Genomic DNA, 23,054 nt, shown 5'->3' with positions numbered 1-23,054 from the left:
TTCCTCCATTTACATAGATTGGGTATCAGCGACGCGGTCTTGCTTCTGCCGCGCCCTTTTTTCGTAAATTTCGACGAATTCGTCAAGCAGGTCAAAAACCTCCTGACGCGTCCAGACTTCATTTATTTTAGCACGAGTCCGGGCTGAACGGGGAATTCCCTTCAAATAATATGCTGCCTGCTGGCGAAATTCCGGCACGGCCCGCTTTTCCCCATGCAGCTGGACCAGGCCGTCGAGCTGGTGCTTGGCGGTTTCCACCTTTTCCCGGACGGACTGCTTTGGCAGTTCTTCGCCCGTTGCCAGGTAGTGGGTCATTTCCTTTAAGATCCAAGGATTGCCCAAGGCGGCCCGGCCAACCATGACAGCCGTGCAGCCGATCTCGTCCAGGGCCTTCTTGGCCAGCTGTGGGGTCGTGATGTCCCCGTTGGCCACGAAAGGAATGTCCATGACCTGGGCTACTTCATGCAGGGTTTCCCAGTCAGCTTCGCCTTGGTACATCTGCTTTCTGGTCCGGCCGTGCATGGCCAGCATGGAAGCACCGGCTTCCTGGGCGGCCAGGGCGTTTTCCACGGCAAAAATGTGCTTGCGGTCCCAGCCGATCCGCATCTTGACGGACACCGGCTTTTCCACGTTCTGAACAACCTTGTGGATCATCTGGTAGATCTTGTTTGAGTCCAAAAGCCACTTGGAACCCGCGTCAGTCTTCGTTACCTTCGGCACCGGGCAGCCCATGTTGATGTCGATGATGTCGGCATCGGTGTGCTGGTCGATGTACTGGGCCGCCTGCAAAAGGCTGTCTTCCGTCCCCCCGAAGATCTGGATGCTCATCGGGTGCTCGCCCGGGTCGACGTCCAGCATGCTCAAAGTTTTCTCGTTGCCGTAGATGATCCCGTGGTCGGAAATCATTTCGCAGACAACCATGCCGGCGCCGAATTCCTTGCAGACTTTTCTAAAAGCCATGTTGGAAACGCCAGCCATCGGCGCCACCATCACCCGGTTAGGGATTTCGATTTCACGTATCTTCCAAGTAGTGTCCATTGCCATCTTTTTCCTTTCAATAACTACAACTTTATATCATAACAAGAATAGGCCTGAAGGACAAATCAAAAGCCCGCTAAAAGAGCATCCCCCGTTAAAAGAGGATGCTCTTCTTATCTTTACCAGTATTTTTCCAGAGGCCGCTTGTCTTGCCCCTCCTTGCTCTGGCGGGCATGCTCAGCCGCGATCGTCACCAAGACCTCGGCCAGCTTGTCCATCTGCTCGACCGTCACGTATTCGTAGCGGCCGTGGTAGTTGCCCCCGCCATTGAAGAGGTTGGGGGTCGGGATTCCCTTTTTGGTGATGAAGTTACCGTCGGTTCCCCCTCTAAAGGTCTGTACATTTGGCGCCAGGCCTGCTTTTTCATAGCTGTCTAAGGCCAGGTTGACCACATAAGGCCGGTCCTTGACCCCGTTGTAGATATTCTCGTACTGCCGGCGCAGGTCCAGCTGGAAGCGGTCTGGCCCGTATTTTTCCCCTAAGGAAGCGACGAGCTTTTTGACCAAATCTTCTTTAGCCAAAAATTCATCCCAGTCAAAGTCGCGGATGATCAAGCCGACATGGGCTGAATCGACACTGCTCTGGGCGTCCGTAACCATAATAAAGCCCTCGTGGCCCCGGGACTTTTCCGGCACCTGGTCTTGGGGCAAAGCCGCCAAAAATTCCGTCATGATCGTCGTAGCGTTGACCAGCAGCCCGTAAGCTTCACCCGGGTGGACCACGGTTCCCTTGATCGTCAAATCAGCGGCTGAGGCATTGAAGGTCTCGTATTCAAAGTCGCCTGGCCGGCCATTGTCCAAGGTATAGGCAAATTCCACTCCCGGAAAATCAGCCGGGTCAAAGCGCTGCCCGCCCAGGCCAATTTCTTCATCCGGGCCAAAAGCCACATAGATATCGCCATGTTCAACTTCCGGGTGCTCATGGAGATACTTGAGAGCTGCCAGCAGGCCTGCCACCCCGGCCTTGTCGTCAGTCCCCAGAACCGTTTTCCCGTCGCTGGTGATCAAGGTCTGCCCCTTTAAGGTCAGCAGGTCAGGAAATTCTTCCGGGTCCAGGAAAATGCCGTTCGCTTCATCCAGGGCCAGCTTTTGCCCCTGGTAGTCCCGGTGGACTTGGGGGCGGATGGGGAAGCGGTCGTCAAATTCAACCGTGTCCACATGGGCGAAAAAGCCGATCGGGGCAACGCCTGCAGTATTAGCGGCCAGGTGGCCGATCGCGAAGGCAGTTTTTTCATTGTAATAAGACTCAAGGTCATAGTCTTTGACCTGGTCAGCCAGTTCCTTCATCATCTTGACCTGATTAGGCGTGGTCGGAACCTGGTCTTTATTGGCGTATTTGGACTGGGTGTCTTCCTTGGCGTAGTGGATGAAGTTTTTCTCTAAAAAATCAAAGTCGGAAAAAGCCATGCCTGCCTCCTATTTCTTGATGTAAACAAGCTTGAAGTCGTAAGGGATGCCCAGCGGGTTGTAGGACACGTTCTTGACGTAGCTTTGCACCAGCTGCGGCTTGGCCGTCTGGATCAGCGGGATAGTCCCCTGTTCATTCATCAACAGCTTTTCAGCTGCCACCAGCCGCTTCCAACGCTGAACCGGCTTGTTGCCGTAGACGTTTTCGGCTTCATTGAGCAGCTGGTCGTACTTGCTGCTGGCAAAGCCGCTGGTGTTGTAGCTGGAGTCCTTTTCAAAAACATCTAGGAAGTTGATCGGGTCACCTAAGATAGCCTGCCAGTTCTTGATGGTCAGCTGGTAGTTGCCGGCGCTTTGCCGGGAGATCAAGGTCGTGTATGGCAGGGTCGTCACGGTGATCTTCACCCCTGGCAGTTCGCCCAGCTTGCTTTGCAGGAATTCGCCCACCTGCTTGGCAGAGTCAGTATCGCTGACCGTCAGGTTGAGGTTAAGGGACTTGATGCCCAGTTCCTTGTAGCCCTTGGCCAGGTACTTCTTGGCTTCCTTCAGGTTGTAGCTGACTGCTTCCTTGACATAGGCTTCCTTGTAAAAAGCTTCCCCGGTCGTCGGGTTATTCCCCATGCCGGATGGAACGAAGCCCTTGGCCGCCACTGACCCATCACTCAAGACCTTGGCCAGGCTCTCTCTGTCGATAGCCAAGGACAGGGCCCGGCGGATGTTGAAGTTGTTAAAGGCCTTGACCTTCTTGCGGTTTAATTCCAGGCGCTGGATAGCGGAAGCCGGCCGGCCGTAGAAGGTGGACTTGCCCTTGTTGGCCTTGACTTGTTCCCCGGTCAGGTAAGTTTCATCCAGCTTGCCAGCCTGGTAAAGGTTGTAGGCAGTTGAAGAAGTTTCGCTGATGGTTTCGTTGACCTTGTCCAGCTTCACGTTCTTCTTGTCCCAGTAGTTTTGGTTTTTTACCAGGGTAAATTGCTTGTTGGACCCGGTCCACTTTGTCAGCTTGAAAGGACCGGAGGAAATGGTGTACTTGGCCGCCGTCCCGTACTTGCTGCCGACTTTTTCAATAAACTGCTGGTTTTCCGGGAAGAAAAGCGGGAAGGCAAGCAGGAGCTTAAAGTAAGAAACCGGCCGGACCAGCTTGATCTGCAGCTTGTTTTTGCTCAAGGCCTTGACGCCCAGGCTGCTGACAGGCTTCTTGCCGGCATTGATGGCTTCGGCGTTTACGATCTGGTAGAGGTAGAAGGCCATGGAAGACTTGGTCTTCGGGTTCAAGCTTCTTCGGTAGGAGTAGACAAAGTCATTGGCCGTGATCGCCTGGCCGTTGGACCACTTGGCGTCTCGCAAGACAAAAGTATATGTCTTGCCCCCGTCAGTAACCTTGGCGCTCTTGGCCAGGGCCAGCTGGGGCTTTTGCTTTTTGTCCAGGCGGTAGAGCCCTTCCTGGGTGTTCAAAAGGGCTTGGAAGGAAGTGGAGTCAGTCGTCAGTGACGGGTCCTGGGTTGAGATCTGGGCACTTTCGGTCCAATTAAGGACTTGCTTGGTTTGGGACTGGGAATTCTTTTGCTGGCCGCAAGCGGCTAAAACGAGGGCCGAGGCGGTCAAAAGACCGGCAGCGGTAATTTTCTTCAAGGTCATGATTTCCTCCGTTTTTTACTAGAAATAACAACTATTAACAAACACATCGCAGCTTAAAAAGAAAAGCGCCCCTGAGATCAACTCTCAGGGACGCTAGTAGCGTGTTACCACCCATCATTCAAAGCAAAAAAGCTTCCTCAACAGATGCTCTGCCAGAAAAAAAGACGCCTCTTGGCCCAGAGGCCAAGGGACGTCTTCGCGCGTTACCACCCTTTATTCAGCCCCGCCTCACGGCCAGGGCCCTTGAAGTCTTCCAGTCAGAAGATCTGAACGCGCTAACGGGCGTTAAGCGGGTCCGGCTTATCAGCGACTCGCCCGGGACCATGCCAACACAAGACCATCTTCGCCAGCTTCCGCCTCCTGTTTCTCAGCACCAACAGTTCTCTGTAGAGGCTTCCCCTGACTACTCATCTTTTTAAGCTTTACTTAATTTAACTATAATTAGAGCATAAAGTAATTTTTACTTTTCGTCAAGGGAGAAAATGTTATTTTCCCAGCTTTTTGTCCAAAATGGCTTGCAGTTCTGCTTCCGTAAAATTGTACTTGTTCCCGCAGAAGTTGCAGACCAGTTCAGCTCCGTGGTCTTCGTCGATCATTTCCTTGAGCTGGCTGCCCTTCAAAGTCTCCAACATACCGGCGTACTTTTCCTTGGAGCAGTCGCAGTGGTAGGAGACCTCGTCCTTTTCCAGGATCTTGCAGTCATCGCCCAGGATCTTCTTGGCCAAGTCTTCCGGCGTCATCCCGTCCAAAAAGGCGGATGAGAGCTGCGGCAGGGCCTTGATCCGGTCTTCAGTTTCCTGCAGGAGTTCTTCGCTGGCCCCTGGCAGTGGCTGGAGCAAAAAGCCACCCGCGGCCCCGATGGTGTCGTTCGGGTTGACGAAAACTGACAGGCCAACAGCTGACGGTATCTGTTCTGACTTAGCCAGGTAGTAGGTCAAGTCTTCAGCGATTTCCCCGGACACGATCGGCACTTCACCGGTGTAAGGCTGCTTTAAGCCCAGGTCCTTGGTTACCTGCAACCAGCCCTTGCCGACAGCCTTCTTAACGTTGATGTGACCGTCTTCTCTGGCCGGCAAGGCCACGTGGTTATTTTGGACATAGCCCTTAACAGTCAAATCTGACTTGGCCGTAACCACGGCTGCCCCAACCGGGCCATCGCCCAAGAGGCGCAAAGTCAGTTCCTGGTCACCCTTTAATTCTGCCCCGGCTAAGAGAAGCGCGCCCAAAAGGCTCCGGCCTAATACAGCTGAAGAAGCTGACCAGGTGTCGTGCCGCTTTTGCGCTTCAGCGACCAGGTCCTTGCCGTTAATGGTCAAAAGGCGCAGGTCCTTGCTGGCATTAATTGCTTTGATTAAGTAGTCGTTCATGATTTTCCTCCATAAAAATAGAGCCGTTGCCGGCTCTATTTCTTCTATTCATCCTTGTCTGAATCGTCTGTTTGTTCAGTCTTCTGACTAGGAGCGTCATTGTCGTCCTTTTCAGGATCCTTTGACAGGTCGCTTTCGCTTGGCGTCGGCAGAGCTTGCTTTTCAACAGTATCTTCTTCCGCCTTTTCTTCTGCCCGCTTCTGCGCAGCTTCCTTGGCTTCTTCATAGCTCAAGGCCTTGGCTTCAGATGGGAACTCTTCGCTGAACTTTTCAGGCATCTTCCCAGTCTTGTAGAGTGAGTAAATTTGCTTTTCATCCAGAGTTTCGTACTTCAGCAGGGCTTCAGCAATGATCCGGTGCTTTTCCCGGTTGTTTTCAACAATTTCAACCGCCTTGGCGTGGGCTTCGTCCAGGATCTTCTTGACCGCTTCGTCGATCTTGGCCGCAGTTGCTTCACTATAAGGCTTGAAGCCGTAAGGAGTGCCTTCGCCTTCCTTTTCCAGTTCAACCATGCCCAGTTCATCGGTCATCCCGTAGTTGACCACCATGCTGCGGGCGATTGCCGTGGCTTGTTCAAAGTCGTTTGAAGCCCCAGTTGACTGGTCGCTGACCACGACTTCTTCACCGGCCCGGCCACCCATCAAACCCACGATTTGCTCAAAGAGCTGCTTCTTGGTCAAAATGAACTGGTCGTCCTTCGGCAGCATGATGTTGTAGCCGCCTGCCCGGCCACGAGGCACGATGGTCACCTTGCGGACAGTTCTTGAGTCGCTCAGGACCAGACCACAGATTGAGTGACCGGCTTCGTGGAAGGCCACGCGTTCGCGTTCCTTCTTGGAAATCATCCGGTCCTTCTTGGCTGGACCAGCGATTACCCGGTCTTCAGCTTCATCGATGTCGGCCGCGGTGATCTTGGTCCCGTTCCGGCGGGCTGCGACTAAGGCAGCTTCGTTAAGGACGTTTTCCAGGTCAGCCCCGACAAAGCCAGGAGTCTGACGGGCAACTTCCTTCAAGTCGACGTCGTCAGCCAGCGGCTTGTTCTTGGCGTGAACGCGCAGGATGGCTTCCCGGCCCTTGACGTCCGGAGGACCAACCAGGACCTTCCGGTCAAACCGGCCTGGCCGGGTCAAGGCCGGGTCAAGCACGTCAGACCGGTTGGTCGCGGCCATGACGATAACGCCTTCGTCGCCTTCGAAGCCGTCCATTTCAACCAGCAGCTGGTTCAAGGTTTGTTCACGTTCATCGTTGCCGCCGCCCTGGCTATTGCCACGCTGGCGGCCGATGGCGTCGATTTCGTCGATGAAGATAATGCTTGGCGCGTTCTTCTTGGCGTTAGTGAACAGGTCACGGACACGGCTGGCCCCGACCCCGACGAACATTTCAACGAAGTCTGAACCAGAGATGGAGAAGAAAGGTACGCCCGCTTCACCGGCTACGGCCTTGGCCAGCAAGGTCTTACCAGTACCCGGAGGCCCCTCAAGCAGGACACCGGACGGGATTCTTGCCCCCAGCTTGGTGTATCTTGCTGGGTTCTTCAAGAATTCGACAACTTCCACCAGTTCCTGCTTTTCTTCTTCTTCACCGGCCACGTCGTCAAAGCGGACCTTGTTCTTCTTCGGGTCCTGCGGCTTGACGTTGGAGCGGCCGAAGTTCATGATGCCGCCCTGGCCGCGGCTGCCGCCTTGGTTCATCATCATGACCATCAAGACGATGAAGAGGACAGTTGGCACCAGCATGATGATCGTTGAGATCCAGTTGCTGGATTGTGATTCACCCTGGGTGCTCATCTTGACGTTCTCAGACTGGGCCAGGTCCTGGACCTTCTTGACGCTGGAGTCGTTTCCCAGCATCGTGGTTGAGAAGCCAGTCACCTTGGAGGAGGTGTTTCCGCCAAAGATATCTGAGCTTGAGGATGACTTGGTTTGACTTGACTTGTAGCTACCGGTTACGGAGTAGACCCCGTTGGACGGCTGCACGTTAAAGTCCTTGATTTCGCCATTGCGCAGCTTCTTCACGAATTCCGAGTAACTGATGGTTTCGGTTGCACCGGAATTGCTGCTGCCGCCAAGGGCCCAATTGATTCCCCAGAGGAGAAGCAAAAATACGACTATGTAGAATAGACCATTGCTAAATAGTCGATTCCGATTATTTTTCATAAATGACCTCCGTCAGATCGAAGAATTACTCCCCCAAATTTTAACATAAAAGCCGGCAACTATCGAAGTTTTTATCTGCCTTTCTTGCATGTTTTCACTTGGTACAAATACAGCGGCCTTTTCCCTTCTTTAACTGCCTGCTGGTAGCAGCCTGCAACATAAACTGCTTCTTGGCCAGCAAAAAGGCTGAGGCAGTTGCCCCGCAAGGCAAGCGGAATTCCAGCCGCCGCGAAAAGCTTCTTGCTCTTAGTCCGGCGGCCGTCTTTTAAAAGCAGGCGCTGGCCGTTTGGCAAGCTCCCGGCAGATAATTTCCCGGGAAATGATATTTCCGCCAGGGGACTTTCCTCTCTCCTTTCCTCACTTAACAGATAACAATTTCCTCTGAAAAAGAAGGGCTGGCCGGCCACAACTTCTTCCAGGGGGCTGGGAGCCGGCTGCTTGACCGGATAAAGCCAGTAGTGGCCCTGGTAAAAGCTGAGATGGAGCCCCCCTTTTTCCTGGCTTTGCCGGTTGGCTAACAGAATCCGGTCCAGCTGGACTCTTTTATTGTACTTTTTTTGGATAAAATTCTCCAGGTAGGCCTTGACCAGCTCGCTTTCCGCCTGCCCGGCCGCTTTAGGAATCCGCCAGCCGCCAAAGAAGGGCTCCGGCTCCGGCAACTTGCCAGCCGCCTGGGCAAAGTAGTCTTCTTCCGCCGTCATTTCCTGGCTGAAGCGCCAGGCATTTTCCAAGAGGTCCGGACTCTCCTTTTTCAAAAGCGGGACGACCTCCTGGCGCAGGCGGTTGCGGGCCGTGATACCTGTAAAGTTGGTCTCGTCTTCGACATATTCCAGCCCCTGCTTTTTCGCGTAAGCCAAAAGGTCCGCCTTGCCAACCGACAGAAGCGGCCGGACCAGCTTGACCTGCCCCCGCTGGCTGACAGGTTTGAGGCTGTTCATTTCCCGGGGAATACCTGACCGGACCAGCTTGAGCAGAATATTTTCCAGCAAGTCGTCCCCGTGGTGGGCTGTCAGCAGGTAGTCTGCCTTGACCTGCCGGGCCACTTCAAACAAGAAGTTATAGCGGTAGTCTCTGGCCGCTGCTTCCAGGCCGCTTTCCGGATGAAGGGACTTGGGCCAGACGCTTTCATACAGGGGAAGCTGGTACTTATGGCAGTAGGCCCGCAGCAACTGGCTCTCTTTTTGGCTGTCAGCCCGCAGCTTGTGGTCTAAGTGGGCCGCGTAGAGCTGAAAGCCGCCTGGCAAGCGCCGCATTAAATCCAAAAGCGCCATGGAATCCGGACCGCCGCTGGCCGCGACCAAGAAATTTCCTTCCAAAGGCAGGCCTTCTTCGGCGAAAAAGGCCAATAGTCTTTTTTCAATGTCCATGCTTTACTCCCTCGTCCATACAAAAAACGGCCCCTCGGGCCGTTTTTATTTCAAGGCAGCTTCCAGCTGCTCTATTTCTGCTCGCGCCTCCTGGTCAACCTGGTTGAGGACCCGGGCAAAGTCGCCGGCCCGCAACTGGCTGAACTGGTTGGTCGGGTCGATCAGATCCGGATCGTTGACCCGGCGGATGGACAAGTCCAGCCGACCCTTGCGCAGGTTCTGGACCACTACTCTAACCTGGTCGCCTGCCTGCCAGTGCTGCCGCTCTCTTGGCCAGTCGCTGCCAAAGTCATTGCGGTGAACAAGGCCGCTCTTATGCTTGGGCAGGGTCACGAAGATACCCAGGTCTGTCACGTTGTTGATTACTCCGTCAAGGCGCTGGCCAACTTTGTAATTCATCAGTTATCGCCCTTTTCCTTGATGTTGTAGATCCGCTCACCGTCTTTAGTGTACTTGTACTTGTAGCGGATCACCTTAGCCACGTAGTCGCTGTCCTTCATATCGTCGCGCTCGTTGGTCAGCTTTTCCTTATTCTTCTTGATCTTGGTCAAGGTTGCCTGGTTCTGGCTGACCTGCTTCTGGATCTTGGCCGTCCGGGCCTTGGTCATGGCCAGCTGGAAGCCCAAGACGGCAAAGACCAGCAAGATCAAGGCCAGCAGCCGGTTGCGCCGGACCCGGTGGACTTCCCTGAATTTGATCTGCCGCTTCTTCAGGCGGCGGACATCCTGGTCCGGCCGCAGCGGCGTTACATTTTGCTGATTTCCTCTGTTGTTCCCCATCACTGTCTACCCTATCCTAAAATCATATAACAGATTCAGTATATCAGCTTTGGTGAAAAAAGTCATTAGTCGACTAATTCGTATAAGTCCCCGGCTTCCGCCTTTTTGGTCGTTTCCCGCAAGTCCAGGACCCTGGCCTTAATTACCCTGGTTCCGTAAGCGACGGCGATTACATCGCCGACAACCACGTTGTAGCTGGACTTGACGGTCTTGCCGTTCACGCTTACCCGGCCCTGGTCAGCCATTTCCTTGGCCACCGTTCTGCGCTTGACCAGGCGGGATATTTTCAAAAATTTGTCGATTCTCATGCTTGTCTCCTGTCTGTTAATTTTTGCTTTTTAGCTTTTCCTACTTTAACTTTTTGCTCTTAAAAAATTACCGCTGGATGATCTCCGCCGCGTCCTTGGCAAAAGTGCCCAGTTCCGTGAACATGGCCCGCCGGGTCAGCTTGTCTGGCAAAAGCAGGGTAACCACCAGGCGCTTTTGGGCGCCAAGTGCGATCCGGGCCTTCCAGGAAACATGTTCCAGGGCCTTGAAGATGTTTGGCCCTTCCATTTCCCGGCTGCCATAATCACTGAAAATGACCCGGATCTGGTCCTTTTCCTTGACCAGAGTCAAGATCTGGGCCAAGTCGCAGCTGGCCTTCAGGCTGGCCACGTTGAGCAGGTTCTCAACAGCTGCCGGATAGTCACCAAAGCGGTCCAGGAGCTCATCTTCGATGTCTTCTCGGTCCTGCAGGCTGCCGATCCCCTTGATCTTCTTGTAAAATTCGATCTTCTGCTCCTGGTCGGCGATGTAGTCTTCTGGAATATAAGCTTCCAGGCCCAGGTCGACCTCGGCATTGCTCTTTTTGACTGGCTTCTTCCCCTGCCGCTCCTTGATGGCGTCAGCCAGCATCTGGGAGTAGAGGTCGTAGCCGACGCTGTCGATAAAGCCGTGCTGCTGGGCCCCCAGCATGTTGCCGGCCCCGCGGATGGACAAGTCCCGCATGGCGATCTTGAAGCCTGCCCCCAGCTCGGTAAAGTCCCGGATGGCGTCCAGCCGCTTTTCCCCCACTTCCGTCAGAACCTTGTTTGGCTGGTAGAGGAAGTAGGCATAGGCCAGGCGGGCTGACCGGCCGATCCGGCCCCGCAATTGGTAGAGCTGGCTGAGGCCGTAGTGGTCGGCATCTTCAATGATCATGGTGTTGACATTAGGCATGTCGATCCCAGTTTCAATGATTGTCGTGGTGACCAAAATGTCGAATTCCCGGTCCAAAAAGCGGCTCAAGATGTCTTCCAATTGGTTTTCACTCATCTGCCCATGGGCATAGGCGATCCGGGCATCTGGCAAAAGCTGCTCCAAGCGGGCAACCGTTTCTTCGATGTCCCCGACCCGGTTGTGCAGGTAAAAGACCTGGCCGCCCCGCTGCATTTCCCTTTGGCAGGCCTCCTTGACCGTGCCTGGCAACTGTTCCAGGACATAAGTCTGGATTGGATACCGGTTTTGCGGCGGCGTTTCCATGACTGACAGGTCTCTGATCCGGATCATGGACATGTGCAGAGTCCGCGGGATCGGAGTAGCCGTTAGGGTCAAAACATCAATATTGGTCTTCAGCTGCTTGAGCTTTTCCTTGTGGGCCACCCCAAAGCGCTGCTCTTCATCGATAATGAGCAGGCCCAGGTCCTTGAACTGGACGTCCTTGGACAAAATCCGGTGGGTGCCGACTACCAAGTCAATACTGCCGTCTTTCAGGCCGGCCACGATCTTCTTGCTTTCGGCCTGGCCCTGGAAACGGGAGAAGCTGGCAATTTCCACTGGGAAGCCCTTAAAGCGGTCCTTGATGGTCTGGTAGTGCTGCTGGGCCAGGATGGTCGTGGGCACCAAGAAGGCGACCTGCTTGCCGTCACAGATGGCCTTAAAGGCTGCCCGCATGGCTACTTCGGTTTTCCCGAAGCCGACATCCCCGACCAAAAGCCGGTCCATCGGCTTGGCCTTTTCCATGTCAGCTTTGATTTCCGCAGTAGCCCGCAATTGGTCAGGGGTTGGCTCATAAGGAAAGGCAGCTTCAAAGGCCGCCTGGTCTGATCCATCCGGGGAAAAGGCAAAGCCCTTCTCCGCCTCTCTTTTTGCATACAGGTCGATCAAGTCGTCAGCGATGTCCTCAACTCTGGCCGCAACCCGCTTCTTGGTCTTGGCCCACTCGCTGCCGCCTAGCTTGTTGACGTGGGGCTGCTTGCCTTCTGAAGCAACGTACTTTTGCACCAAGCTCAATTGGTCAGCCGGGACAAACAGCTGGTCACCCTTTTGGTAGGTGATGGTGATGTAGTCCCGCTTTTTCCCGTCGGTTTCCAAGGTCTGGATGCCTTCAAAGCGGCCGATACCATGGTTGACGTGGACCACATAGTCGCCAGGCTTGAGCTCTGTATAGCTGCGCAGGCGCTGAGCATTTTCCAGGGTCTTGATCCGCTTCTTCGACCGCTTGTTTTGGTTAAAAAGCTCCTTTTCCGTCAGATAGACCAGGTCGCTGTCCGGCAGGACAAAGCCGCTGGCATAGCCGCCGATAACCAGCTGGGCCCGGCCTTCTTTTAAGCCGTCTGCTTCTGCCAAAGGCAGGTAGATGTCATAGTCATGGCAGCTCCGGTTGAATTCCTCCGCTTGCCGGCGGCTGGACACCTGCAAGACCACCGTCTGCCCCTTTTTGGCATAAGAGTCCAGCTCAGTTTTCAAAAGCTCCATCTGGCTGAAAAACTGTTGCGGCTCCCGGCTGTCCCAGGCCAAATGCTGGCCAAAACGGAGCCGGCCCATGGAGTGGGCCATCAGACTAACATAGAGGCGGTGGTGGCAATCTGCCTTTAGCACCGCGTCAAAATCCAGGCGCAGCTTCTGCCGGCTGGTCATCATCTTGCTGGCGATCTGGCTGGCCAGGTAGTCATCATTGATAGCGCCCATATTCTTGACGCTTTCGGCGATCAGCTGCCAGTCGTTAAACAAAAGCAATCCTTTAGCCGGCAAGTAGTCCAGCAGACTGAAAGACTCAGGCAAAAGGTAGTCCAGGTAGCGGTCGCAGTCATCCGGCAATTGCCCGTTAGCTAAGGCTTCCTGGGCGATTTCCAGGCTGGCGGCTGCTTCCTTTGGCAGGTCGCCGGCCAGTTCCCGGCCCGCCCGGTCCAAGTCTTCTGCCGTAAAGACGTGGTCACTGGCCGCTGGTACGGTCGCTTCCGGCAATTCCTCCAGGCTGCGCTGGCTGGTCAGGTCAAAAGTCTTGATCGTGTCGATTTCGTCGCCGAAAAATTCCAGGCGCAGGGGGCTTTCCCGGTCCAAAGGATAAAGGTCGACGATGTCCCCCCGCATAGCGAACTCGCCCGGCTTAACTACCAGGTTTTCCCGGTGGTAGCCAGCCTGGTTCAGCCACTGGGCCAGGTCGGGTAGGGCAATTTCATCCCCAACTGCAAAATGCTTCTGTCCCTTTTTAAACAGGGACGGGGCACTTAACGGATACTGCAGGCCCTGCGGTGTCGCGATCACGACACCAGGCCGGCCGCTTAAGAGCAGGTTCAAGCACTGAATCCGGCTGCTGAGTTCATCCGGTGAACTGACCGCCGTTTGCGTGGCCAGGTTCCCGTCCAGTGCAAAAAGCTCCAGGTCATCATCGGCCAAAAGCCGGCTCAGGTCGTTGTAGCGTTCCTGGGCCTTGTATTCATTCTCTTCGATCAAAAGCAGGGGCTGGCCCACCTGGGCTAAATAAGCCTGGATGAGGACAGCAAAAGCGCCCCGTTCGACTCCTGTAAGCAGGGAGTTCTTGATCCGGGACGTTTTCGCGATAAAAGCAGTCACTCCTTGATCTTTTTTCAAAAAATCAATTACTTGCATGTTCGTGTGCTTGTCTTTAATTGTAACGGTTCATTAAGTACTGGGCGTCTTTGCCAGCGATAAAGTCGTCAATGATCTGGTCAACCTTGGCAAAGCTGGCTTCCAGCTCCTTTTGCTGGTCGGGATTAAAAGGAGTCAGGACCCAGGAAACCACGCTCTGCTTGTCCGGGTGCTGGATGCCAATCTTCAGGCGGTTGAATTTCTCAGTCCCCAGGCAGGCAATGATGCTCTTGATCCCGTTGTGGCCGCCCGACTTACCGCCGGCCCGGATCCGTAGCTTGGCGATTGGCATGTCCATGTCGTCGTGGATAACCAGGATGTCGCTGGGGTCGATCTTGAAGAACTTGGCCGCCGCGCCCACGGCTCTGCCGGATTCGTTCATGTAGGTCTGCGGCTCCATGAAGATCACGTCCTCGCCCGCCACTTTCTCCTTGGCGTAGAGGGCCGTGAACTTGTCGCGGTCCAGGCGCAGGCCTTTTTCATCTAAATAGTGGTCCAGGGCCATGAAGCCGGTATTATGCTTGGTTTTTTCATATTTAAGGCCAGGATTGCCCAAAGCAACGATTAATTTCATCAAAAGTCTCCTCACTTGCTGTATCTTAATAATTTTAGCACAACTGGCAAAAATCTTACGCTTTCCTGTCTTTTAACCTGTCTTTAATTTTTGTTTTCTGCATGCTATAATGTGAAAGTATGAGATAAGAAAACATTTACATGTAAATCCAGATAACGGAGGTTATCCTATGTTAATCAAATCACTGGTCATCAAGAAAGACTACCTGACGACTGTCAACGAACATGCTACCCTGGAAGAAGCCTTGAAGGTACTGGAAAGCTCCGGCTACCGCTGCGTGCCGATCCTGGATGACAGCGGCAAGATCTTCCGCGGCAACATCTACAAGATGCACATTTACCGCCACAAGTCCCAAGGCGGGGACATGAGCCTGCCGGTAACCTACCTCTTGAAGAACGCCACCAAGACCATCAAGATCAACGCGCCATTCTTCCAAGTCTTCTTTACCATCAAGGACTTGCCTTACATTGCTGTTTTGGACACTGACAACACCTTCTACGGCATCTTGACCCACGCCCGCCTGCTGGACATGCTGTCCTCAGCCTGGAACATCAAGACCGGGGCTTACGTCTTGACTGTCTTGTCAACCAACGACAGCGGCAACTTGGCCAAGATGACCAAGATCATCGCCAAGTTTGTCAACCTGGCCGGGGCCATGACTCTGGATGCGCCAGCCAGCGAATTTGACGGCAAGTACGTCCGCCGGACCCTCTTCACCCTGCCGCAAGGGACCACGGAAACTGAACTGAAGGCCATCTGCAAGAAGCTCAAGGCCAAGGGCTTCCCAGTCGTTGCCGTTGAAGACCTGGCTGCCGGCATGAACATTATGAGCGAAGAAAAGCCAGGCGTCTTCTTGAACGAAGAATAAGCAAAAACATATTAAAAACCTCCGAAGCAAAATTCGGAGGTTTTTTCCTGATCTTATTCGTTATCGTAAATCCGGTCCAGACGGTCGTTAAACTGGCAGGCCACTTCATAGTGGATGGTATCCAGCCAGTCAGCTGCCCGGCGCAGGCTGTTTGGCGCTGCCGGATCAGCTGAGATCAGTTCAACTGGCGTGCCAGCCGGTACTTCCTTGGGCAAAAGAACCATGAACTGGTCCATGCAGACCCGGCCGACGATCGGGCAGTAAGTGTCCCCAACCTTGACCTTGAAGCCCTGGAACTTCCGGATCCAGCCGTCAGCGTAGCCAACCGGCACGGTCCCGATCCATTCGTCTTCTTCTGCGATGTGGGTTGACCCGTAGCCGACCCCGTAGCCCTTGTGGATCTGCTTGACATAGGTCAGTTCACTGACAAAAGACATGGCCGGCTTAAGGGCAAAAGCAGGCTCTAAGTCCCGGCTGCCTGGGGCTGATGAAGGGTTTAGACCGTAGAGGCCAATCCCGAAGCGGACAATGTCGCTGGCTACGTCCTTGTCAAAGAGGATGGCCGCGGTATTGTCCACATGGATCCACTTTGGCTTGACCGTCAGCAGGCTTTCCATGTGCTTGAAGCGCTTGACCTGGTAGTCAAAGTAGCTGGCATCAGCAGAGTCAGCGGAAGCAAAGTGGGTGAACATCCCTTCCACAAAGAAGGCATCATTGCCTTGCAGATATTCGTTGACTGCCTTGAAGTCTTCGTCTTCGCTAAAGCCGATCCGGCCCATGCCGGAGTCGATGGCCAGGTGGATCTTCAGCTGCAGGCCTTCCTTGCGGAGGACCTTTTCCGCTTTCTTGAGCCAGTCCAGGCTGGACACCGGCAAAGAAATATCGTTGACGGCAGCCAGGGCGGCTTCTTCAGCCGGTTGCAGGCCCAAGACCAGGATTGGCTTGACGATCTGAGCCCGGCGTAGTTCCAGCCCTTCATCCAGCATGGCCACGCAGAAGCCGTCTGCTCCGGCTTCTTCCATCACCGGCGCCAGGCGCGATGCCCCATGCCCGTAGGCATTGGCCTTAACCACGCAAAAGAGCTTCTGGCCCGGCTTCAAGTGGTCCTTGGCCTGACGGGTGTTTTCCTTGATAGCAGCCAGGTTGATATGCAGGGCTGCTGGTCGATTAACTGCTGTGATCATTTTTCCTCCCAGATAACAGGTGCGATAGTTTGCCGATCGCGCGGCGCCAGCCGGCCGGCTCTTCAAGCACGACCACGGCGACGATCTCGTGATCATCATGCGCGATGCTGGAAAAAATCCGCCCCGTAAAAATCCGCGACGTAGTTACGGGCGCTCCGGACTCGGTCTTCAAGGTTTCCACGTCTTCAAAGGAAACTGCCTGGCCAATCCCGGATCCCCAGGCCTTGGAGAAGGCCTCCTTGATGGCGAAGCGACCGCCCAGGTACTCAATCTTCCGCTTATGAGTCAAGTCCTGGTACTGAGCAAATTCCCGGTCGGTCAGAACCTTTCGGGCAAAGCCGTCCCCCCGGTCAACGACCTTGGCGATCCGGTCCACCTCAATCTGGTCCACACCGATATTTTTGATCATCTTTCCACCTCACGCTGTTTAAATAATAGCACAAAGAGAAAAAGGCCGGGACAAAAGCCCGGTCCTTTTTACTTTTTTTAAAAATTTAGCCCTTCCGGCCGTGGAACTTAAAGCCTGGCTTGCGCTTCTTTCTGTCAAAATTGCGCTTGCCCTTGAAGTTATTGTTACCGCTCCGGCTGCGGCTACCGCGGCCGCCTGAGTGCTTGCCCCGGTAAGAGCGAGGGTTTTCAGGGGTGATGGTAACCGTGACCTCGCTGTCGTTAGAGAGTTCCTTCAGCAAAGCAGCGGCGATGTCTTCAGCTGAGTAATTTTCCAGCAGCTTTTCCGCCGCGTCGTCATACTTGCTCAAATCCCCGCTCAACAGGTCGTCCACCTTCAAGACCGCCTGCTTCATCTGACCGGCAAAGGCCTGGGCGTCTGTCGGCGGACGCAGAGGAGACATCTTCTTCTTGGTCAAGTCCTCAATAGTCCGCATGTATCCGATCTCGTTTGGCGTCACGAAGGTCACGCTCATCCCGCTCTTGCCGGCCCGGCCGGTCCGGCCGATTCTGTGGACGTAGGAGTCCGGGTCTTGCGGAATGTCGTAGTTGTAAACATGGGTAACCCCGGAAATGTCCAGGCCCCGGGCAGCCACGTCAGTAGCCACCAGAATGTCAAGCTCCCCTTCCTTAAAGCGCTTGAGCACCTGCATCCGCCGGGCCTGGGTCAAGTCGCCGTGGATGCCGGCCGCGTTGTAGCCCCGGGCAACCAGGCCCCGGGTCAGTTCGTCAACCCGGCGCTTGGTCCGGCCAAAGACCACGGCCAGGTCCGGATTTTCCACGTCGATCAGCCGGCACATGGTGTCGAACTTTTCGTTTTCCCGGACGCGGACGAAGTACTGGTCGATCAAATCAGCCGTCAGTTGCTTGGCCTGGATCTTCACGACTTGCGGGTCATGCATGAACTTTTCGCCCAAAACCTGGATTGGCTTTGGCATGGTCGCGCTGAACAAGAGGGTCTGGTCCCGGTTTTCAGCATAGGTTAAGATGCTTTCGATATCCTGGATGAAGCCCATGTCCAGCATTTCGTCGGCTTCGTCCAAAACAACTGTCTTGACGCCGTCCAGCTTGATGGTCTTGCGCTTCAAGTGGTCCAAAAGCCGGCCAGGAGTCCCGACCAGGATTTCCGGCACCTTCTTCAAGGCCCGGATCTGCCGGCCAATGTCCGCCCCGCCGTAAACGACCTGGACCTTGGCATTTTCGTCTCTGCCCAGGCGGAAAAGTTCTTCCTGGGTCTGGATGGCCAGTTCTCTGGTTGGTTCAATTACGATGGCCTGGATGGCTTGCTCCTGCTTGTCCAGGTCCAGCTTTTGCAGGATTGGCAGACCAAAGGCAGCTGTCTTCCCCGTCCCGGTTTGGGCCTGGCCGATCACGTCCTGGCCTGCCAGAGCCAAAGGAATGGTTTGGGCCTGGATCGGGGTGGCTTCTTCAAAGCCTGACCGCTTAATTGCCTTTAAGATATTATCGTTCAATCCTAGTTCAGTAAATTTCAAATTGTTCTCCTATTTCAGTCTGTCGAGGACTCGTTCCAGGTGCATCCCGTGGGACCCCTTCAGCAAAACGATGTCCTGGCTGTGGATGTCGCTCTTTAAATCATCGATTAAATGGCTCATCTCGTCTTCTGGGTAGTAGTGCAGATTCTGCTGGTCGTACTTGCCCAGCAGGGCCTGGTAAAGGTGGTTCATCTCCGGCCCGTAAAGGTAAAGGACGTTGATCTTGTCCGGGTCCAGGCAGGCAGCCAGACCCTTGTGCAGGTCGGCTGACCGGCTGCCCAGTTCCAGCATGTCGGCCAAAACCGCGATCCGGCGGCCGCCTTCACTGACTGGAACCTGGCCAAAGGAGGCAGTCACGGCCTTAACTGCCGTTGGGTTGGAGTTGTAGATATCACTCATGATGTCTTCGCCGCAGTCGCCCTTTTCCCATTCCATCCGGTTGGCTGTTGGCACAAAGTTGGCCAGGCCAGCGGCGATTTCCTCGTCGCTTTCCCCGAAGTGGCGGCCAACCAGAATAGCGGCCATGGCGTTAGCCACATTGTGGCGGCCGATCATTGGAATTGAGAATTCCCGGTCAGTCCCGTTAATCTTGAAGAAGGAATGGTGCATGGTGCTGCGGAGGTCACTGGCATGAATGCTGTCAGAGTCCGCGAAACCAAAGGTGGACTTGTCCTGGGAAAGCTTTGCGGCTCTTTCCGCCAGGAGAGGTTCATCACCGTTGTAGATGAATTCGCCGTCTTCTTGCAAAAAGTCCGTGATTTCCATCTTGGCGTCGGCGATCTTGTCCCGGCTGCCGAAGAATTCGATATGGGCTTCCCCGATCATGGTGATGACCGCCACATCCGGCCGGGCCAGCTGGCTCAGTTCATGCAGTTGGCCAGCCCGGTCCATCCCCATTTCCAAAACCAGGATTTCAGTGATCGGCTTCATTTCCAAAATAGTCATCGGCACGCCGATTTCATTGTTGAAGTTGGCCTGGGTCTTGTAAACGTTGAAGCGCTTGGCCAAAACCGCAGCCACCATGTCCTTGGTCGTGGTCTTGCCGTTTGAGCCGGTGATGCCGACCACGGTTGGGTTGACCTTCTGCAGGTAGTAGCGGGCCAGATCCCGCATGGCCTTCAAGGTGTCGGCAACTTCTAAAACCGCGATGCCTTCCGGCTTGTTTGGGTGGCCAGCTTCCCACAAAGTGGCGCTGGCGCCGGCTTCAATGGCTGAACCCACAAAATCGTGGCCGTCTCTTTCCCCCTTGATCGGGACAAAGAGGGCGCCCTGGCTAATCTTTCTTGAGTCAAAGGCCACTGAGGTAATGACCGTTTCTGCGTCCCCTTCACAACTGGTATTTAAGGCTTGGGCGATTTCTGCCAACTGCATTTTCATTCCAATGCTGCTCCTTGAGAATAACACTTACTTGAGAATAACACTTAGTATATTATACGTTGTTTAGCGCTCTTCGCAATAAAAAAGCAACCCAAGAGGGCTGCTTTTAAAGTAAAGAGAACGATTAGTTCTTCTTGCTGAAGCCGTACTTCTTGTTGAAACGTTCGATTCGACCATCGGCTGCGGCAAACTTTTGCTTGCCAGTGTAGAATGGGTGGGAATCTGATGAAATTTCAACACGGATCAATGGGTAAGTGTTGCCTTCGAATTCAATAGTTTCTGATGACTTCAAAGTTGAGCCGGCAACAAACTTAAAACCAGTTGCTGAGTCCATGAAGCAAACTTCTTGATAATCTGGGTGAATACCTTGTTTCATAATTCTAAAACTCCTTTGCCATAGCCTTCTACAGGCCATAGATTAATCGGTTAACTCTAATATAGTACCACTATCCAGCCCGTTTGACAAGGGCTCAAGTTAATCTTCCACGTCCCGGATGACCACGTCAGCGCCCAGCTGGCGCAGCTTTTCTTCCACCCGGTCATAGCCGCGCAAGATGTTGCCAGCATTGTTGATCACCGTTTCGCCGTCAACCATCAAGCCCGTAAGCATCAAGCAGGCCCCGGCCCGGATTTCGTCAGCGTGAACCACCGCCCCGCGCAGGCGGCTGCCCGGTTGAACCAGAATGATGTTGTTAACGACCGTGATGGAAGCCCCCATCTTCTGCAGTTCCGGCACGTGCCGGGTCCGCTTCGGGTAGATCGGGTCGATGATGACCCCTTCCCCGGTCTTAGCCGTCAGCAAGAGCGGCGTAATTGGCTGCTGCAAGTCAGTCGCGAAGCCCGGGTAGGTCCCGGTCTTGACCTGGACCATGCGCAGGTCCCCGGCCGGGTAAACGAAGAGGGAGTCTTCATCAGTGTCGATCACCACGCCCATTTCTTCCACCTTGGCCAAAAAGGCGTCAAGGTGTTCAGCGATGATGTTGTGGATCCGGATCCCGTTACCGATGCAGGCTGCCATGGAAATGTAAGTCCCGGCTTCAATCCGATCAGGGATGATCGTGTGCGGCACCTTGGCCTCCAGGCGGTCAACCCCGTCGATTCTGATGGTGTCAGTCCCCGCCCCGCGGATCTTGGCCCCCATGTTGTTCAAGAAAGTTGCCAGGTCGATAATTTCCGGCTCCTTGGCCGCGTTTTCGATCACCGTCCGGCCGCTGGCCGTGACTGAGGCCATGATGATGTTCATCGTTGCCCCAACAGAAGCCATCTTCAGGTGAATCTGGGCCCCTTTCAACCCTTCATCAGGCGCGGTAATTACAATCTGCTCATTTTCATATCTAACGTCGGCGCCGAGGGATTGGAAGCCCATAATGTGCTGGTCAATCGGCCGCGGGCCAATATCATCGCCACCAGGAAAACCTACAACCGCCTTGCCAAAACGACCGAGCAAAGCGCCCATAAAGTAGTAAGACGCGCGCAAGCTCTTAATCTTCCCAGCTGGCAGGGGACTCATCTTGATTTCAGTCGGGTCAATTTGCAGGGTCGTTTCGCGGAAGTCGCAGTGCACGTCCATTTCGCTCAACAAGTCCATCAAATTGTCAACGTCGGCAATCCGCGGAACTGATTCCAGGGTCACCGGCGTTCTCGACAGGATTGAGGCCGGAATCAGCGCTACCGTTGAGTTCTTCGCGCCGCCAATCCAGATGTCGCCTTGCAGGGGTTTCCCTCCGTGAATTATCATTTGCTTCATTTGGGAAAGTAGTCCTTTTCTTTTGTCAAATTATCATAATAATGTTAATAGATCTTCGTCAAAAAAACAAGAGAAGAGGTTTCTCTTCTCTTGTCACTATCTATTATTATCGTACAAAATTTAGAACTTGTCGACCTGCAAACCGCTGGCTGCCCCAATAAAGCCCTTGAAGAGCCCTTCTGGCCGGTTTGGCCGGCTCAGGAATTCCGGGTGGTATTGAGCGGCAACAAAGAACTTCTTGTCCGTGATTTCAACGATTTCCACCAGGTGGTTGTCTGGAGAAACACCTGAGAAGGTCATGCCGGCCTTTTCAAAGTCTTCCCGGTACTTGTTGTTGAATTCGTAGCGGTGACGATGACGTTCCTGGATGACTTCCTGGCCGTCGTAGCATTCCCGAGTCTTAGTGCCGGCCTTCAGCATGGCTGGGTACAAGCCCAGACGCAAGGTGCCGCCGATCTTTTCCTGGTCGCGCTGGTCAGCCATCAAGTCAATGATGTTGTTCTTGCAGTTTGGTTCTGCTTCAGCTGAGTTGGCGTCTTCCAGGTGCAAAACGTTGCGGGCGAATTCCACGCTGGCCATCTGCATCCCCAGACAGATCCCCAGGAATGGAATGTCGTGTTCGCGGGCGTACTTGATGGAAGTGATCATCCCTTCCAGACCCCGGGTGCCGAAACCGCCTGGCACGATCAAGCCCTGGGTGTCCTTTAAAAGTTCGGCTACATTGTCTTCAGTAATGTCTTCAGCCTGGATCTTTTCAACTTCGATCTTGCTGTTGTACAGGTAGCCGGCGTGCTGCAAAGCGTCAGTTACGGAAATGTAGGCATCTTCCAGTTCGACGTACTTGCCGACCAGGGTGATCTTGGTCTTGTACTTCAAGTTCTTGGCCCGTTCGTCCATCCGGCGCCATTCGTCCATGTCGGCAACCGGCTTCGGGCTGTCGATGTGGAGGAAGTCAACGACCTTCTGGTCAACGCCTTGTTCCTGGTAGGACAACGGCACGTCAAACAGAGATGGCGCGTCCAAAGATTCCACGATGTAGTCGACTGGAACGTCGGTGAAAGTGGAGATCTTGTCCTTCATTTCCTGCGGAACTGGCATTTCTGAGCGAAGAACCAGCATGTTTGGCTGGATCCCGATTGACCGCAGCATGGAAACTGATTGCTGGGTCGGCTTACTCTTCAGTTCCTTGGCTGCCCGCAGGTAAGGAACGAAGGTAACGTGCACGTACATGACGTTTTCTGAGCCGACTTCCCGCCGCATTTGCCGGATGGCTTCCATAAACGGAGTTGATTCCATGTCACCGACCGTACCGCCGATTTCGGAAATAACCACGTCAGTGTCGGTCATTTGCGCTGCCCGCATGACCTTTTCCTTGATCATGTTAGTTACGTGCGGGATCACCTGTACAGTGCCGCCGCGGTAGTCGCCGCGCCGTTCGCGCTGCAGGACTTCCTGGTAGATCTTGCCAGTCGTCACGTTAGAGTACTTGCTGGTTCTAACGTCGACCAATCTTTCATAGTGGCCCAAGTCAAGGTCAGCTTCCGTACCGTCGTCAGTCACGAAAACTTCACCGTGTTGGTAAGGGTTCATCGTACCGGGGTCGATGTTGATGTATGGGTCGAACTTCTGCATGGTAACTTTTAAGCCGCGGTTCTTCAGCAAGCGACCAATGCTTGATGCAGTAATCCCTTTCCCCAATGATGAAACAACGCCGCCAGTCACAAAGATATATTTGGTCATTGAGCTCTCCTTTGAAAAATAATA

Annotated in this window: 19 protein-coding genes; 1 reads left to right on the top strand and 18 read right to left on the bottom strand. The window is 54.2% G+C overall.

What is annotated here, in order from left to right:
- Positions 1-9: 9 nt before the first annotated feature.
- From dusB to pth, 11 genes are all read right to left on the bottom strand, one after another.
- Positions 10-1,038: a tRNA dihydrouridine synthase DusB gene (gene dusB, locus LJ046_RS03530; protein ID WP_002878669.1), complete on the bottom strand. Its 1,029-nt coding sequence runs from the start codon at positions 1,036-1,038 to the stop codon at positions 10-12.
- A 119-nt stretch (positions 1,039-1,157) separates the two neighbouring features.
- Entirely contained in the window at positions 1,158-2,444 is a 1,287-nt protein-coding gene (pepT, locus tag LJ046_RS03525; protein ID WP_002878670.1) for a peptidase T, read from the bottom strand.
- 9 nt (positions 2,445-2,453) lie between these two features.
- A complete protein-coding gene (locus LJ046_RS03520; protein WP_002878672.1) occupies positions 2,454-4,079 on the bottom strand; it encodes a peptide ABC transporter substrate-binding protein in 1,626 nt (541 codons plus the stop codon).
- Between the two features lie 485 nt (positions 4,080-4,564).
- Positions 4,565-5,446, bottom strand: a complete 882-nt coding sequence (gene hslO / locus LJ046_RS03515) for an Hsp33 family molecular chaperone HslO (protein ID WP_002878673.1) — start codon at positions 5,444-5,446, stop codon at positions 4,565-4,567.
- A 44-nt stretch (positions 5,447-5,490) separates the two neighbouring features.
- On the bottom strand, positions 5,491-7,602 hold the full coding sequence (gene ftsH / locus LJ046_RS03510) for an ATP-dependent zinc metalloprotease FtsH (protein ID WP_002878674.1): 2,112 nt from the start codon (positions 7,600-7,602) through the stop codon (positions 5,491-5,493).
- 71 nt (positions 7,603-7,673) lie between these two features.
- Positions 7,674-8,969, bottom strand: coding sequence for a tRNA lysidine(34) synthetase TilS (gene tilS, locus LJ046_RS03505; protein ID WP_002878675.1), 1,296 nt, complete (start codon positions 8,967-8,969; stop codon positions 7,674-7,676).
- A gap of 45 nt (positions 8,970-9,014) precedes the next feature.
- Positions 9,015-9,368, bottom strand: coding sequence for a S1 RNA-binding domain-containing protein (locus LJ046_RS03500; RefSeq protein ID WP_002878677.1), 354 nt, complete (start codon positions 9,366-9,368; stop codon positions 9,015-9,017).
- Positions 9,368-9,748 (bottom strand): FtsB family cell division protein, encoded by a 381-nt coding sequence (locus LJ046_RS03495; protein ID WP_002878679.1) that lies wholly within the window; start codon positions 9,746-9,748, stop codon positions 9,368-9,370. Before LJ046_RS03495 ends, LJ046_RS03500 begins: the two co-directional genes overlap by 1 nt.
- Before the next feature lie 65 nt (positions 9,749-9,813).
- Positions 9,814-10,056, bottom strand: a complete 243-nt coding sequence (locus tag LJ046_RS03490; RefSeq protein WP_002878680.1) for an RNA-binding S4 domain-containing protein — start codon at positions 10,054-10,056, stop codon at positions 9,814-9,816.
- 67 nt (positions 10,057-10,123) lie between these two features.
- Entirely contained in the window at positions 10,124-13,600 is a 3,477-nt protein-coding gene (mfd, locus tag LJ046_RS03485; RefSeq protein WP_002878681.1) for a transcription-repair coupling factor, read from the bottom strand.
- A gap of 16 nt (positions 13,601-13,616) precedes the next feature.
- The gene (gene pth / locus LJ046_RS03480) at positions 13,617-14,174 is read right to left on the bottom strand and encodes an aminoacyl-tRNA hydrolase (RefSeq protein WP_002878682.1); all 558 of its coding nucleotides are present in this window, start codon (positions 14,172-14,174) and stop codon (positions 13,617-13,619) included.
- Positions 14,175-14,343: 169 nt separating this feature from the next.
- On the opposite strand from pth, the gene cbpA reads away from it, so the two are divergent.
- Complete coding sequence (cbpA, locus tag LJ046_RS03475; RefSeq protein ID WP_002878683.1) at positions 14,344-15,042, top strand: cyclic di-AMP binding protein CbpA; 699 nt, start codon at positions 14,344-14,346, stop codon at positions 15,040-15,042.
- 53 nt (positions 15,043-15,095) lie between these two features.
- On the opposite strand, the gene alr is transcribed toward cbpA, so the two are convergent.
- From alr to LJ046_RS03440, 7 genes are all read right to left on the bottom strand, one after another.
- Positions 15,096-16,226, bottom strand: a complete 1,131-nt coding sequence (gene alr / locus LJ046_RS03470; protein WP_002878684.1) for an alanine racemase — start codon at positions 16,224-16,226, stop codon at positions 15,096-15,098.
- Complete coding sequence (acpS, locus tag LJ046_RS03465; RefSeq protein ID WP_002878685.1) at positions 16,210-16,635, bottom strand: holo-ACP synthase; 426 nt, start codon at positions 16,633-16,635, stop codon at positions 16,210-16,212. Before acpS ends, alr begins: the two co-directional genes overlap by 17 nt.
- An 85-nt stretch (positions 16,636-16,720) precedes the next feature.
- A complete protein-coding gene (gene cshA / locus LJ046_RS03460) occupies positions 16,721-18,166 on the bottom strand; it encodes a degradosome RNA helicase CshA (RefSeq protein WP_002878686.1) in 1,446 nt (481 codons plus the stop codon).
- Between the two features lie 9 nt (positions 18,167-18,175).
- Positions 18,176-19,543, bottom strand: a complete 1,368-nt coding sequence (locus LJ046_RS03455) for a UDP-N-acetylmuramoyl-tripeptide--D-alanyl-D-alanine ligase (RefSeq protein ID WP_002878688.1) — start codon at positions 19,541-19,543, stop codon at positions 18,176-18,178.
- A gap of 124 nt (positions 19,544-19,667) precedes the next feature.
- Positions 19,668-19,919, bottom strand: a complete 252-nt coding sequence (locus LJ046_RS03450; protein ID WP_002878693.1) for a type B 50S ribosomal protein L31 — start codon at positions 19,917-19,919, stop codon at positions 19,668-19,670.
- A gap of 99 nt (positions 19,920-20,018) precedes the next feature.
- A complete protein-coding gene (locus LJ046_RS03445; protein WP_002878694.1) occupies positions 20,019-21,290 on the bottom strand; it encodes a UDP-N-acetylglucosamine 1-carboxyvinyltransferase in 1,272 nt (423 codons plus the stop codon).
- Positions 21,291-21,410: 120 nt separating this feature from the next.
- Entirely contained in the window at positions 21,411-23,030 is a 1,620-nt protein-coding gene (locus LJ046_RS03440) for a CTP synthase (RefSeq protein ID WP_002878695.1), read from the bottom strand.
- Positions 23,031-23,054 lie beyond the last annotated feature (24 nt).

Origin of the sequence: Lactobacillus delbrueckii subsp. jakobsenii ZN7a-9 = DSM 26046, from assembly GCF_001888925.1 — a bacterium.
GTDB classification, from domain to species: Bacteria; Bacillota; Bacilli; order Lactobacillales; family Lactobacillaceae; genus Lactobacillus; species Lactobacillus delbrueckii.
This window is presented reverse-complemented; position numbering and strand designations above follow the sequence as displayed.

Excerpts from the sequence above, each read along its gene's own strand:
- dusB (WP_002878669.1), bottom strand. The coding sequence starts at position 1,038 with ATGGACACTACTTGGAAGATACGTGAAATCGAAATCCCTAACCGGGTG.
- mfd (WP_002878681.1), bottom strand. The coding sequence starts at position 13,600 with ATGCAAGTAATTGATTTTTTGAAAAAAGATCAAGGAGTGACTGCTTTT.
- LJ046_RS03450 (WP_002878693.1), bottom strand. The coding sequence starts at position 19,919 with ATGAAACAAGGTATTCACCCAGATTATCAAGAAGTTTGCTTCATGGAC.
- tilS (WP_002878675.1), bottom strand. The coding sequence starts at position 8,969 with ATGGACATTGAAAAAAGACTATTGGCCTTTTTCGCCGAAGAAGGCCTG.
- ftsH (WP_002878674.1), bottom strand. The coding sequence starts at position 7,602 with ATGAAAAATAATCGGAATCGACTATTTAGCAATGGTCTATTCTACATA.
- LJ046_RS03520 (WP_002878672.1), bottom strand. The coding sequence starts at position 4,079 with ATGACCTTGAAGAAAATTACCGCTGCCGGTCTTTTGACCGCCTCGGCC.
- hslO (WP_002878673.1), bottom strand. The coding sequence starts at position 5,446 with ATGAACGACTACTTAATCAAAGCAATTAATGCCAGCAAGGACCTGCGC.
- LJ046_RS03500 (WP_002878677.1), bottom strand. The coding sequence starts at position 9,368 with ATGAATTACAAAGTTGGCCAGCGCCTTGACGGAGTAATCAACAACGTG.
- cbpA (WP_002878683.1), top strand. The coding sequence starts at position 14,344 with ATGTTAATCAAATCACTGGTCATCAAGAAAGACTACCTGACGACTGTC.
- acpS (WP_002878685.1), bottom strand. The coding sequence starts at position 16,635 with ATGATCAAAAATATCGGTGTGGACCAGATTGAGGTGGACCGGATCGCC.
- LJ046_RS03440 (WP_002878695.1), bottom strand. The coding sequence starts at position 23,030 with ATGACCAAATATATCTTTGTGACTGGCGGCGTTGTTTCATCATTGGGG.
- alr (WP_002878684.1), bottom strand. The coding sequence starts at position 16,226 with ATGATCACAGCAGTTAATCGACCAGCAGCCCTGCATATCAACCTGGCT.
- LJ046_RS03445 (WP_002878694.1), bottom strand. The coding sequence starts at position 21,290 with ATGAAGCAAATGATAATTCACGGAGGGAAACCCCTGCAAGGCGACATC.
- LJ046_RS03455 (WP_002878688.1), bottom strand. The coding sequence starts at position 19,543 with ATGAAAATGCAGTTGGCAGAAATCGCCCAAGCCTTAAATACCAGTTGT.
- LJ046_RS03495 (WP_002878679.1), bottom strand. The coding sequence starts at position 9,748 with ATGGGGAACAACAGAGGAAATCAGCAAAATGTAACGCCGCTGCGGCCG.
- LJ046_RS03490 (WP_002878680.1), bottom strand. The coding sequence starts at position 10,056 with ATGAGAATCGACAAATTTTTGAAAATATCCCGCCTGGTCAAGCGCAGA.
- pepT (WP_002878670.1), bottom strand. The coding sequence starts at position 2,444 with ATGGCTTTTTCCGACTTTGATTTTTTAGAGAAAAACTTCATCCACTAC.
- pth (WP_002878682.1), bottom strand. The coding sequence starts at position 14,174 with ATGAAATTAATCGTTGCTTTGGGCAATCCTGGCCTTAAATATGAAAAA.